The 13,200-nt window shown below is 63.3% G+C and carries 9 protein-coding genes; all 9 read right to left on the bottom strand.

All coding sequences use genetic code 11. The features are described 5' to 3' along the window. The coding region (locus tag EOD15_RS15605) for an MFS transporter (protein ID WP_127408613.1) at positions 1 to 1,147 on the bottom strand (1,147 nt) is incomplete at its 3' end. A 221-nt stretch (positions 1,148 to 1,368) separates the two neighbouring features. After that, entirely contained in the window at positions 1,369 to 2,874 is a 1,506-nt protein-coding gene (locus EOD15_RS15610) for a L,D-transpeptidase family protein (RefSeq protein ID WP_127322775.1), read from the bottom strand. A 148-nt stretch (positions 2,875 to 3,022) separates the two neighbouring features. Next, the gene (locus tag EOD15_RS15615) at positions 3,023 to 3,388 is read right to left on the bottom strand and encodes an MmcQ/YjbR family DNA-binding protein (RefSeq protein WP_127322773.1); all 366 of its coding nucleotides are present in this window, start codon (positions 3,386 to 3,388) and stop codon (positions 3,023 to 3,025) included. A gap of 115 nt (positions 3,389 to 3,503) precedes the next feature. Then, a complete protein-coding gene (gene clpB / locus EOD15_RS15620; protein ID WP_127408614.1) occupies positions 3,504 to 6,110 on the bottom strand; it encodes an ATP-dependent chaperone ClpB in 2,607 nt (868 codons plus the stop codon). A 217-nt stretch (positions 6,111 to 6,327) separates the two neighbouring features. Beyond that, complete coding sequence (locus EOD15_RS15625) at positions 6,328 to 7,275, bottom strand: DUF4167 domain-containing protein (RefSeq protein WP_127321356.1); 948 nt, start codon at positions 7,273 to 7,275, stop codon at positions 6,328 to 6,330. Between the two features lie 303 nt (positions 7,276 to 7,578). Continuing rightward, the gene (prmC, locus tag EOD15_RS15630) at positions 7,579 to 8,451 is read right to left on the bottom strand and encodes a peptide chain release factor N(5)-glutamine methyltransferase (protein WP_127321357.1); all 873 of its coding nucleotides are present in this window, start codon (positions 8,449 to 8,451) and stop codon (positions 7,579 to 7,581) included. After that, on the bottom strand, positions 8,444 to 9,523 hold the full coding sequence (gene prfA / locus EOD15_RS15635; RefSeq protein WP_127266723.1) for a peptide chain release factor 1: 1,080 nt from the start codon (positions 9,521 to 9,523) through the stop codon (positions 8,444 to 8,446). Before prfA ends, prmC begins: the two co-directional genes overlap by 8 nt. Positions 9,524 to 9,533: 10 nt before the next feature. Continuing rightward, on the bottom strand, positions 9,534 to 11,804 hold the full coding sequence (gene ptsP, locus EOD15_RS15640) for a phosphoenolpyruvate--protein phosphotransferase (RefSeq protein ID WP_027038177.1): 2,271 nt from the start codon (positions 11,802 to 11,804) through the stop codon (positions 9,534 to 9,536). An 83-nt stretch (positions 11,805 to 11,887) separates the two neighbouring features. Next, positions 11,888 to 13,141, bottom strand: a complete 1,254-nt coding sequence (locus tag EOD15_RS15645) for an aspartate kinase (RefSeq protein ID WP_013529459.1) — start codon at positions 13,139 to 13,141, stop codon at positions 11,888 to 11,890. Positions 13,142 to 13,200 lie beyond the last annotated feature (59 nt).

Consider the following 13,200-nt stretch of genomic DNA (forward strand, 5'->3'; position numbering starts at 1 on the left):
GGAATATTCCGATCCAGAAATTGTGGATACCGGCGTAGGTGAGCAAGGCCAGCCCGGCAAACGCGAAAGCCACGACCAAGCTGCCGCAGGCGATCGGAAAACGGGGTCCGATCCGGTCCGAAAGCTTGCCGACCGGTCCCGACAAAAGCGCGATCAATGCCGACAAGGGCAGGAAGATGAAGCCGACCTCGGCCGTGCTCAGATCCCAGCCGGCGATCAGCAGCATCGGCAGATAGAAAAGGTTGGCCGATAGCGCAAAATAGAGGAAGAATGTCGCCACATTGGCGCCGGCGAAAGCACCGACGCGAAACAGGCTGAGGTCGATCATAGGCTCGCGCTGCCGAAGCTCGAAGACGATGAAGACAGCCAGCAATACAACGCCTGCGGCAATGCTCGGCCCTGCCATGAGGCCCTCGCCGCTGGCGCTCATCGAGGTCAGCCCATAGGCAAGCGCGCCGAAGGCCAATGTCGCGAGCGCTGCACCACCGAGATCCAGGCTGCGTTTCTCCGTCGGCGTATCGGCAGGAACCTTGGCCAGCAGAAGCCAGATAGAGATCAAGCCCAGCGGCAGGTTGACGGCGAAGATCGCCCGCCAGATGCCGTCGCCGAAGGCCGACAGCACGAAACCGCCGAACACCGGGCCAAGTGCCGTGGTCAGCGCTGAAGCCGCCGCCCAGATCCCAATCGCGCGGCCGCGTTCTTTCTTCGGGTAGGCCTTGGCGATGATGGCGAGGCTGCCGGGCACCATGATTGCCGCACCGATGCCCTGCAATGCGCGAAATGCGATCAGCACAATGGCATTCGGCGCCAGCGCACAGGCCAGCGAAGCGACGATGAACAGCGCAATGCCGGCCACGAAGGCGCGGCGCAGACCGAATCGGTCGCCGGCGGCACCCCCGGCCAGGATCAGCGCCGACAGCGTCAATGCATAGGCATTGGAAATCCACTGCGCCTCGGCAAGGCTGGCGCCCAGGTTGACGCGAATCGCCGGTGTGGCGATGGCCAGGATCGAGCCGTCTATGAAGCCAAGCGCCGAGGCCAGAATTGCCGCGATCAGCACAAATCGCCGCTGCGACTGCGGACAAAACGTTCCATGCGTGACCGGGCTGGTCAGCGGGACCGCGGCAGCTTTGCTCGGTGAATGCATGAAACCTTGCTTAAACCCCTGGCGCATCGGCAACAACCGGCCAGTGGCTTGCAGTCATTGAAACCAGCCGTTTGGCCAGGGTTGCACCCTGACAGGGTGCAAATGGCACAGTCATGCCAGCCCCGTTACGTGCAGCCGGCGGGGATTTCGATGAGGCGGCCGCTTGAAAGCTCGGCTTCATCCTGATCATGCAGCTGGTCTATGCCGCCGCACTTCCCAGTTCACTGCTGCGCAAGGTTATCGGCTGAAGGTCCGCCGACAAACTCCACCGTGACACCCGGCGAAACCAGCTTGGCCAACTCCCGCGCATCCCAGTTGGTCAGGCGTACGCAGCCATGGCTTTCGGTTTTGCCGATCTTCGACGGATCCGGCGTGCCGTGGATGCCATAGGTCGGCTTGTCCAGGGCGATCCAGACCGAGCCGACGGGACCGTTCGGCCCAGGCGGAATGGTCAGGACCTTGTCGTTCTGGCCCTGCTTGAAATTGATGCTGGGATTGTAGGTGTAGTTCGGATCGAGCGCGACGCGCGACACCGTGTGAATGCCGGAGGGTGACGGCGTGTCCGAAGAGCCGATGGTTGCGGGATAGGCCGCGACCAGCCTGCCGCCGGCATCATAGGCGAAAACCTCTTTCTTGTCCTTGTCGGCGACGATGCGGGCCACCGGCGTCGAAACCAGTTTGCCGAAATTGGCGACCTTGATGGTCGTGCCGGGACGATTGAAATCGACGTCCGGGTTGAGCGCTTTGAGATAATTCTCATCCATGTGGAAGCGCTCTGCGAGCGCCTCGGTCACCGACGTATAACCCATGCGATCGAGTTGCGCCTTCTGGCTGTAGTCTTCCGGGATCGACGCGACATAGGGACCGGCCGCATCCTCCGCTGTGATCGTGTAGTTGGCGAAGGCATCGCCGCCGGATTGCGCAAGTGCCGCCTGGATGGCGACCGCGTCGGTCGATCGCATATTGGCGCCGGTGATCTGGTTGTAGGCGGCGAGCGCCTTGTCGACATTCGAACCGAAACGCCCGTCGATGACGCCAGGCGAAGCGCCACCCCGGTCGAGCAGCACCTGAAGGGCGGCGACATCCTGGCGCGCTCCCAGCGAAAGTGCCGGGGCAACAGTGGTCTTGCCCTCAGCCTTTGGCGGCAGTGCTGCCTGATCGGCTGACGTCGCCGGCTGGGCAGGGTCTATCGAGGCCTCGTTCAGCGGCTGGCGCTTGATAGTACCCGGCTTTGCCGGCTGCGGCGCGTCGGGATAATTGTCATCGTAGCTGCCATCGTCCTGCGGTGCCGGCGGATAGGCTTCGACGGCATTGTCCCCATAGGGATCGTACTCGTCCGCCGGCGGCGGGATAACGCGGCCTTCCTCTTCCAACTGCTGGCGGCGGAACCGCGCCATGTCTTCCGGATCGTCGAGATAGTAGCGGTCGTCGCCGTCGGGGGCGCGGCCCAGTTCGCGCAGTCGTGTCTCGCGGCGCAAGGCGCGGCGGTCGAGCCGGGTCTGCGGCGGCTGGATGGCGATGACCTTGCCGGTATCGGCATCGACGATCACGCGGTTGCCCCTGGCGTCGTAGTAGATGTCGAGATTGCCGTCCTGGGCGATAAGGATGCCACCGGTATCGGCGGCACGGACAATCGGTGGTGCGCTGTCCTGCGTCGGGGCTGCGATTGCATTGGCAGACAAAAGCCCGCCGGCAAGTACCGAAAGGGTGAAGATCGTACGCAGCATAGTGGCGAAACTCTCCGGTCCGTAATTGCCGCCGCCCGGCATTGTTCTCTGGCGAAGCCCCTCGTCAGCAAACCAGTTACCCACCATATGGTTCCAACATGAACCGGGCATGAAGATGGCGGTTTTCCAGCGCCTCGAGGAATATAGACTAGCTTGCGGCAAGTCCCAATTCCTTGCGCGCCTGTCTGGTCAGTTTCAGGGCTACAAGGCGATGGCTCTCGCGCAGATAGTCCTTCAGCGCAGCATCATCCATGCTCTGGCTTGTCCGACGCTGGATCCATGTCATGCCGCGCGAGGCAAGATAGGGCGCGGGCCGCAGGCCCGGCTGCTCCTTGAGCACATCATAGGCGATATCGGAACATTTGAAGGTGACGAAGAGCTGCTGGCCCTGATCCCAGCCGCCAACCGCGAAGACCTTGTTTCCGACCTTCCAGACATGGGCGCCGCCCCATTGGACAACGTGACTCGTCGCGGGCAGCGAGGCGCAGAAGCCGTTGTAGTCGTCCAGCGTCATCCCGCCCCCTTTTTTTGCGCACGTCGGCCAAAACTGGCCCCGGTTTTGGGAAAACGACATGCATATGACAAAGACCTAAAACGCCGCGCGTCCGGGAAGGACGCGCGGCGTAGGATCAGGCTGCCACTTCCGCCGCGACGATCGCCGGCTTCGAGCGGAAGTTCAGCCGGTCGGAACCGGCTGTCACCTTGACGGTCGAGCCGTCGAGGATGTCGCCGAGCAGGATCTTCTCCGCCAGCGGGTCCTGCAATTCCTTCTGCATCACCCGCTTCAGCGGCCGCGCGCCATAGGCCGGATCGTAGCCCTTGGCCGCCAGCCAGTCGACCGCCTCCTGGTCCAGCGACAGCGTGATCTTGCGGTCGACAAGCAGGCTCTCCAGCCGCTTGAGCTGGATCTCGACGATGCGGCCCATATCCTGCCGGCGCAGCCGGTGGAACAGGATCACCTCGTCGACGCGATTGAGGAACTCCGGCCGGAACGACGCCCTGACGACACCCATCACCTCGTCGCGAACCAGATCGACGTCCTGATCCTCGGTGAGATTGACGAGATATTCGGCGCCCAGGTTCGACGTCATGATGATCAGCGTGTTGCGGAAGTCGACCGTGCGGCCCTGCCCGTCGGTCAGGCGGCCGTCATCGAGCACCTGCAACAGCACGTTGAACACATCGGGATGCGCCTTCTCGATTTCGTCGAACAGCACGACCTGATAGGGCCGGCGCCGCACCGCTTCGGTCAACGCGCCGCCTTCCTCATAGCCGACATAGCCGGGAGGTGCGCCGATCAGCCGGGCGACCGAGTGCTTTTCCATGAACTCCGACATGTCGATGCGCACCATCGCGCCCTCGTCGTCGAACAGGAAGCTTGCAAGCGCCTTGGTCAGTTCGGTCTTGCCGACGCCCGTCGGCCCGAGGAACATGAACGAGCCGATCGGCCGGTTCGGGTCCTGCAGGCCCGCGCGAGCGCGCCGCACCGCTTTGGAAACAGCCTGCACCGCCTCGCCCTGGCCGACGACACGCTTGCCGATCTCGTCTTCCATGCGCAGCAGCTTGTCGCGCTCGCCCTGCAGCATCTTGTCGACCGGAATGCCGGTCCAGCGCGAGACGATATGGGCCACGTGATCCGGCGTGACCACCTCTTCGACCATGCCAGCCTTGCCGTCCTGGGTTTCGGCCTCCTTCAGCTTCTTTTCCAGTTCCGGGATCTTGCCATAGGCAAGCTCGCCGGCGCGCTGGAATTCACCCTTGCGCTGCGCAATGGCGAGCTCGTTGCGCGCCTCGTCAAGCTGCTTCTTCAGATCGGCGGCCAGCCCGAGCTTCTGCTTCTCGGCCTGCCATTTGGCGGTGATCTCGGTCGATTCCTCCTCGAGGCCGACGAGTTCCTTTTCCAGGCGGGCAAGCCGATCCTTCGAGGCGTCGTCCGTCTCGACCTTGAGCGCCTCGCGTTCGATCTTGAGCTGCATGATGCGGCGATCGATCTCGTCCAGCGCCTCGGGCTTGGAATCGACCTGCATGCGCAGCCGCGATGCGGCTTCGTCGACCAGATCGATCGCCTTGTCCGGCAGGAAGCGATCGGCGATGTAGCGGTTGGACAGCGTCGCCGCCGCCACCAGCGCCGAATCCGAAATGCGCACCTTGTGGTGCTGCTCGTACTTCTCCTTCAGGCCGCGCAGGATCGAGACGGTGTCTTCCACCGTCGGCTCGTCGACGAACACCGGCTGGAAGCGGCGGGCAAGCGCTGCATCCTTCTCGACATGCTTGCGATACTCATCAAGCGTGGTGGCGCCGACGCAGTGCAGCTCGCCGCGCGCCAGCGCCGGCTTCAGAAGGTTCGACGCATCCATGGCGCCATCCGCCTTGCCGGCACCGACCAGGGTGTGCATCTCATCGATGAACAGGATGATGTTGCCGCTGGCCGAGGTGACTTCGGAGAGCACGGCCTTCAGCCGCTCCTCGAACTCGCCGCGATATTTGGCGCCGGCAATCAGCGCGCCCATGTCGAGCGCCATCAATTGCTTATCCTTCAGCGATTCCGGCACGTCGCCATTGACGATGCGCAGCGCCAGGCCTTCGGCGATCGCCGTCTTGCCGACGCCCGGTTCGCCGATCAGCACCGGATTGTTCTTGGTGCGGCGCGACAGCACCTGAATGGTGCGGCGGATCTCGTCGTCACGGCCGATCACGGGGTCCAGCTTGCCGGCACGGGCATCCGCAGTCAGGTCGCGCGCGTATTTCTTCAGCGCGTCGTAGCCCTGTTCGGCACTCGCCGAATCGGCGGTGCGGCCCTTGCGGACGTCATTGATGACCTGGTTGAGCGCCTGCGGGGTGACGCCGGCCTTGGCCAGTATGTCGGCGGTCTTGGCCGACTTCTCCATGGCCAGCGCCTGCAAGAGCCGCTCCACCGTGACAAAGCTGTCGCCGGCTTTCTTGGCCAGTTCCTCGGCGGTCGAAAACGCTTTTGCCAGCGGCTGGGCCAGATAGAGCTGGCCATTGCCGCCCTCGACCTTGGGCATCGCTTCGAGCGCCGTCTCGACGCCAAGCTTGACGTCGCGAACGTTGCCGCCGGCGCGTTCGATCAGCGACGCGGCCAGGCCCTCATCGTCGTCGACGAGCACTTTCAGGATATGCTCAGGGGTGAATTGCTGATGGTTGCGGGAAAGCGCCATAGTCTGCGCGGACTGGATAAAACCGCGCACGCGCTCTGAGTATTTCTCAAGGTTCATATCTGTCTCCTTCCATCACCGGCCCGCTTTGCGGCACCGGATCCGATTGCGGTGACGGACCCGCCCATTCGAGCCGGGTCCAGTTGAGGCTGATATGGTGCACAAGCTCCGAACCCTCAAGACGACTCGATATCGGCAACTTCATAATATTGCACGGCCGCGCAAACGAACGGCGGAGATTTCTCTCCGCCGTTCAATGCCTTGAAATGCCGTTCGATCAGTTGTCGATATCGACATTGACCGGTTGGGCGTTGCCGCTGTCGACCGGGGCCGCAGCCGCCTCGCCGGCGTTGGCCACGGAATTGGCATTGTCACTACCGCCATCAACCTGATCGGCGTTGACGCGCGGGCGGCGCGGCCGCCTCGGACGACGGGCAGCACCGCTTTCGGCGGCCGCCTCGTTGAGTTCGGCCTGGGCCGCAAGGCCTGCCGGCGAAAGATTCTCGAACGACGGAGCCGGTTCGGCCGCAGCAACGGATTCGGTCGGCGCGGCGGCTTCGGCCTCGCTCGGAGCCTCGTTGCGCTGGGGCTGGCCAGCTTGCTCGGCGGACGATGCATAGTCGCGCTGGCCGTTCTGGCCGTAACCGCCATTGGGGCGACGATCGCGATGGCGCCCGCCATTGTTGTCGCGGCCACCATTGTTGCGCCCGCCATTATTATCACGGGCCTCGCGGCCACCTTCCCGGTTGAGCGCAACCTCGGCCGGCGTCCCTTCGATGACCGGCTGCGGGCCGGCGCCATGGTTGATCACGGGGATCTGGGGATCGGAAACAGTGTTGCTGTTGTTGCCGCCATTGTCGAAATCGTCGCGGTCCTCGTCGCCGTCATCGTCGAAATCATCGCGATTCTGCTGCGCGTTCTGGATCGGCATCTGCGCCTGTGCGGCCGCGATGATGCGATTGTAGTGCTCGGCGTGCTGGAGATAGTTCTCCGCCATGACCCGGTCGCCGGAGCTGTGAGAATCGCGGGCAAGGGTGGCGTACTTTTCGGCGATCTGCTGAGCCGAACCGCGGATCTTCACATCCGGGCCATTGCTCTCGTAGTTGCGCGTCAGGGGATTAGGCCCCTTGCGGTTGTTGTTGTTATTGTTGTTGTTATTGTTACCACCGCCGCCGCCATTATTATTGCGACCGCGCATGCGCCTGTTCTGCTGTTGTGGCCTCATCAAACTCTCTTCATTTTGAAATTTTCGAAAAACTCTTCACGAACGGAGGCGCTCATGCAGCCAGCCGTTTCGTCTCTTCACCGGCGTTCGCCCGCATCGATTGCGTTGGCGCCACGTGCCATCCTGTTCCGGTTACATCACTTGCCGGACGATTCCCGCACGAAGCTTGGGCATCGTTTGCGCAAGAAGGCAGCTATTTCCAAGGAAAACCGAATCGCTAAGAGCACTGCCTGCTTCGTCTCATCCGGTTAAGGCGACCCTAGCCGCATTCCCCGGCATTGCCAAGCGCTTTTTTGCACTGCGTCAAGGCTTTATCCTTTCAAAGACAATAACCCTGTCGTTTCCGCCGAGGTCACGAAAAGCACCGCCCGACACGTAGCCGGCTGCAGCGAATATCTCGCAGACCTCGTTGCGTTGCGTATGGCCGATCTCGACCGCAATCCTGCCTTCAGTTTCCAAAAACCTTGCCGCTTCCGCAGCGATGGTTCTGTAGGGGTTCAGACCGTCCGCGCCGCCATCCAGGGCCAGGCGCGGGTCGAAATTGCGGACTTCGTCCTGCAGATTTCCAATGTCTTCGGTGGTTATATAGGGAGGGTTTGCGGCGATTACATGGTACCGGCCGAAAACTTTTTCGAACCAGTCCGACTGCAGCGCCGTGAACCGGTCTGCAAGACCCAGTTTCCCGGCATTACTGGCCGCCGTCGCCAGCGCACCTGCGGACAGATCGACGCCCGTGGCGTTAGCCGTCGGCACGACGCTGAGCAGCGCCAGCGCAATGGCGCCGGTGCCGGTGCCAAGATCGAGGATGCGACACCTGCCTTCCCGCGCCGCAACTGCCTTGACGAAGGGCAATATCGCCTCGACCAGCGTTTCGGTATCCGGCCGCGGCTCCAGCGTTTCCGGCGACAGCGACAGGCGCAAACCGTAGAATTCACGATAGCCGAGGATGCGATGCACCGGTTCGCCGCCAGCGCGGCGTCTCAGGGCGGCATCGATTTCGGCAACAATGCCGGCGCCGAGCCTGCGTTCAGGGTCCGCAATGGCTTGCGTGCGCGTCGTGCCCGAAAAATGCTCGACGATCAGCCGCGCATCGAGCGCCGGGTCGTCGACAGTGGTGCCAAGCCGGGCCCGCGCTTCCCGCAACAGCGGGCCGAGTGCGTCGGGCAGGTCAGTCATCGATGCCGATGTCGGCGAGCAATTTCGACTGGTGATCGGCAATCAGCGCGTTGATGATCTCGTCGAGTTCGCCCATCATCACCCGGTCGAGCTTGTAGAGCGTCAAATTGATGCGATGGTCGGTGACGCGGCCTTGCGGGAAATTATAGGTTCGGATGCGCTCCGAGCGGTCACCGGAACCGACCTGCGACTTGCGCGATTCGGAACGCTCCTCGTCGGCCTTGCCGCGCTCCAGATCATAGAGCCGGGCACGCAGGATCTGCATGGCCTTGGCGCGGTTCTGATGCTGCGATTTCTCCGCCTGCACGACCATGATGCCAGTCGGCAGATGGGTGATGCGGACGGCCGAATCGGTGGTGTTGACGTGCTGGCCGCCCGAACCCGAGGCGCGCATCGTGTCGATGCGGATGTCTTCGGCCCTGATGTCGATGTCGACCTCTTCGGCTTCGGGCAGCACCGCGACGGTTGCGGCCGAGGTGTGAATGCGCCCGCTGGCCTCCGTTGCCGGCACACGCTGCACGCGGTGCACGCCGGATTCGAATTTCAGATGCGCAAAGACGCCTTTGCCCGACACGGTGGCGATGATTTCCTTGAAGCCGCCGGCGTCGCCATCGCTGGCCGAGGCGGTTTCGAAACGCCAGCCGCGTTCGGCGGCGTAGCGCTCATACATGCGAAACAGGTCGCCGGCGAACAGCGCGGCCTCGTCACCGCCGGTGCCGGCGCGGATTTCGAGAATGGCGTTCTTGTCGTCGGCGGCATCCCTGGGCAACAGCAGGATCTGGATATCCTTCTGCAACGCCTCGATGCGCTCCTCGATCTCCGGCAGCTCGGCCTCGGCGAGCGCCCGCATCTCGGCATCGGTGCCCTTGTCGGCAAGCATGGCTTCCAGATCGGCCTGTTCACGCTCGGCCAGGCGCAGTGCCCTGACCTTGGCGACCATATCCTGGATTTCGGCATATTCGGACGCCATGCGCACATAGGCATCCGGCGCCGGACCAGCCGACATCTGCGCTTCGAGCATCTCGAAACGCTTGACGACTTGATCCATACGATCGCGGGGCAAATTGACCATGATGAGGCTGCTACAATGGGATCGAACGGTCGTCGGCAAAGGCCTGCAGCAGCGCCCGCATCGGCAAGCCCTGTGCCGGAGCCATCAGATTGTCGTCGAAAAACGCCTTCAACTCGTCCAGCGGCAGTTCCGTCAGCATCGCCTTGACCGGACCGATCGAGGCCGGCGACATCGAGATCGAACGGAAACCGAGGCCGATCAGCGCCATCGCCGAGATCGGCTTGCCGGCGAGTTCGCCGCACAGCGTCACCGGCGTATTGTTGCGGACGCCGGCATCGGCGATCTGCTTGAGCACACGCAGGAACGGCGCCGACAGCGTGTCGAAGCGGTTTGCCAATTGCGTGTTGCCACGGTCGACGGCCATGACGAACTGGAACAGGTCGTTCGAACCGACCGAGACGAAATCGACCGCCTTCATCAATTCATCGAGCTGGAACAATAGCGACGGAACTTCCAACATCGCGCCCAGCTTCAGGCTGGTCGGCAAATGATGGGCAAAGCGCGACAAATGCCGCACCTCGCGATCGATGATCTCGCGTGCCTGGGCGATCTCGCCCAGCTCGGTCACCATCGGCAGCATCAGCTTCAATTCGCGGCCGCCGCTGGCCTTGAGCAAAGCGCGGATCTGGGTGCGCAACAACCCCGGCCGGTCAAGCGTCAGGCGAATCGCCCGCCAGCCAAGCGCCGGGTTCTCTTCCTGGATCGCACCCTTGAAATAGGGCAGCACCTTGTCGCCGCCAATGTCGATGGTGCGGAAAGTGACCGGCTTGCCGCGCGCCGCTTCGAGCACGTCGCGGTACAGCTTTTCCTGGGCTTCGGCCCGAGGAAATGTCGAGGCGACCATGAATTGAAGTTCGGTGCGGAACAGGCCGATACCGGCCGCACCCGCTTCGGCAAGCTGCGGCAGGTCGACGGCGAGACCGGCATTCATCAACAGGTCGACCTGGACACCGTCCCTGGTCGTCGACGGCTTCTTGCGCAGTTCGCGGTAGACCTCTTGCCGGCGCGCCCTGAAACGCACCTTTTCGGCATAGGCGGCTTCGAGATCGGGCTGCGGCCGCAAATGGATCACGCCCTCTTCGCCGTCGACGATGATGGCGTCGCCGTTTTCCGCCATGGAGACGGCGCCCTTCATCTGTCCGGCGACGGGAATGCCCATGGCGCGCGCGACAATGACGACGTGGCTGGTCGCGGCACCATCCTCGAGCACCAGCCCGCGCATCTTGTCCCTGGGATAGTCGAGCAGCTCGGCGGCCCCCATCGAACGGGCAACGATGATGGCGTCCTTCGGCAAGGATGCGGCGACATCTTCCGGCCCGCGCCCCATCAGCTGGCGCAGCAGGCGGTTGGCGAGGTCGTCGAAATCGCTCATCCGCTCGCGCAGATAGGGATCGGTCATGTGCAGCATGCGGGCGCGCATGTCGCTCTGCACCTTTTCCACCGCCGCTTCGGCCGTCAGGCCGTTGCGGATGGCCTCTTCCAGCCGCCGCACCCAGCCGCGATCGTTGGCGAACATGCGATAGGCTTCCAGCACCTGGCGATGCTCGCCTTCGAAGGCGACGTCGCGGCGCTCCAGCATGTCGTCGATGGACAGCCTGAGCGAGCTGAGTGAGGTCTCGAGCCGGCGGACCTCTTCCTCGCTGTCTTCGTTGAACAGATTGGTGACCACGATGCGCGGCTCGTGCAGCACGACATGGCCAAGCCCGACGCCCTCATTGAAGGACAGGCCGGTGAAGCTAACAGGGCGGCGCAGATCGAGTTCGAGGCCGGGCCGGGTCAGCCGCGCCAGATCGCCGGTGGCGATCATCTCGGCGATCACCATCGCCGTGGTTTCCAGCGCCTCGACCTCGTCGTCGCGGTAGTGGCGCATGGTTTTGTTCTGCACCACCAGCACGCCCAGCGTGCGCCCTGCCCGCAGCACCGGCACGCCGAGGAACGAGTTGTAGATCTCTTCCCCGGTCTCCGGCAGATAGGCAAAGGCAGGGTGTTCCTGCGCATTGGACAGGTTGAGCGGCCGCGCGCTGGCGGCAATCGTGCCGACCAGGCCTTGGCCCAGCCGCAACTGCGCCAAATGGACGGCGTTCGGGTTCAGACCTTCGGTAGCGTAGAGTTCGAGCACCGAATCGGCGCGCAGCACATAGAGCGAGCAGACTTCCGCGACCATGTTGGAGGCGATGTCGCGCACGATCCGGTCAAGCCGCTCCTGCGGCTCCAGCGGCTCCTGCATGAGCTCGCGGAGCCGTTTGAGCAAAACGCGCGGGCCACTGGCCTGATCACGCATCGCGGCTTCTTCTCCAATGGGCATTCTGCCCGCCGCAGTTTCCACCGCGACCGGCGCACACGCAACAACTCAAATCGTTCTCGCTACTGCTTATCCAGACCGTAGACGGAATGCAAAGTACGAACCGCAAGTTCCGTATACGGACCGTCGATCAGGATCGAAATCTTGATCTCGGAGGTCGTGATGGCGCGGATGTTGATCGATTTGTCGGCCAGCGCCTTGAAAGCGGTGGCGGCGACGCCGGCATGGCTCCTCATGCCGATGCCGATGACCGAAACCTTCGACATGCCGGCTTCCGACTGCACGACATCGTAGCCGATCGACGCCTTGAGGCGTTCAAGCACGGCCAGCGCCTTGTCGACATCGCCCGACGGCACGGTGAAGGTCATGTCGGTGAACTTGCCATCCTCGGAAATGTTCTGGACGATCATGTCGACATTGATGTTGGCCTCGGCCAGCGGCCCGAAGATGCCGGCGGCAACGCCCGGCCGGTCGCCGACCCGGCGCAGCGAAATCTGCGCTTCATCCTTGGCGTAGGCAATTCCGGTGACGACCTGCTGTTCCACGATCTCTTCCTCGTCGCAAATGAGCGTTCCGGGCGGATTGAGCAAATCCCCCATTCCGGGCGCGTCGGGATCGTCGAAGGACGACCGCACGAAGGTACGCACCCTGTGCACCATGGCAAGCTCGACCGAACGCACCTGCAGAACCTTGGCGCCGAGCGAAGCCATTTCAAGCATTTCCTCGAACGATATCTTGGCCAGCCGCCGCGCCTTGGGCTCGATGCGCGGATCGGTGGTGTAGACCCCGTCGACGTCGGTGTAGATGTCGCAGCGATCAGCCTTGACCGCCGCGGCGATGGCGACGGCACTGGTGTCGGAGCCGCCGCGGCCGAGCGTGGCGATACGATTGTCCGGGCCGATGCCCTGGAACCCGGCGATCACCGCCACCTGGCCCTCGCCGAAGCGCTTGATCAGGAACGCGCCGTCGATATCGAGGATGCGCGCCGCTCCATGCGCATTGTCGGTCTTGATCGGGATCTGCCAGCCCTGCCAGGAGCGGGCGTGCACGCCCATGTTCTGCAAGGTGATGGCCAGAAGGCCGGCCGTGACCTGCTCGCCGGAAGCGACGACCGCATCATATTCGCGTGCGTCATGCATCGGCGAGGCCTCACGCGTCCACCCGACCAGTTCATTGGTTTTCCCGGCCATCGCCGAAACGACCACCGCCACCTCATGGCCGGCGTCGACCTCGCGTTTGACGTGACGCGCCACGTTGCGGATGCGGGCGATGTCGGCGACCGAGGTTCCGCCGAATTTCATCACGATGCGCGCCATGGGAGCGAGATGCCTTTGCCTGAAGCCGGATCCCGGCCAAAAGCCGGAATCCCGAAAAG

Origin of the sequence: Mesorhizobium sp. M7A.T.Ca.US.000.02.2.1 (genome assembly GCF_003996995.1) — a bacterium.
Taxonomy (GTDB): Bacteria; Pseudomonadota; Alphaproteobacteria; order Rhizobiales; family Rhizobiaceae; genus Mesorhizobium.

Excerpts from the sequence above, each read along its gene's own strand:
- EOD15_RS15610 (WP_127322775.1), bottom strand. The coding sequence starts at position 2,874 with ATGCTGCGTACGATCTTCACCCTTTCGGTACTTGCCGGCGGGCTTTTG.
- EOD15_RS15615 (WP_127322773.1), bottom strand. The coding sequence starts at position 3,388 with ATGACGCTGGACGACTACAACGGCTTCTGCGCCTCGCTGCCCGCGACG.
- clpB (WP_127408614.1), bottom strand. The coding sequence starts at position 6,110 with ATGAACCTTGAGAAATACTCAGAGCGCGTGCGCGGTTTTATCCAGTCC.
- EOD15_RS15625 (WP_127321356.1), bottom strand. The coding sequence starts at position 7,275 with ATGAGGCCACAACAGCAGAACAGGCGCATGCGCGGTCGCAATAATAAT.
- prmC (WP_127321357.1), bottom strand. The coding sequence starts at position 8,451 with ATGACTGACCTGCCCGACGCACTCGGCCCGCTGTTGCGGGAAGCGCGG.
- prfA (WP_127266723.1), bottom strand. The coding sequence starts at position 9,523 with ATGGTCAATTTGCCCCGCGATCGTATGGATCAAGTCGTCAAGCGTTTC.
- ptsP (WP_027038177.1), bottom strand. The coding sequence starts at position 11,804 with ATGCGTGATCAGGCCAGTGGCCCGCGCGTTTTGCTCAAACGGCTCCGC.
- EOD15_RS15645 (WP_013529459.1), bottom strand. The coding sequence starts at position 13,141 with ATGGCGCGCATCGTGATGAAATTCGGCGGAACCTCGGTCGCCGACATC.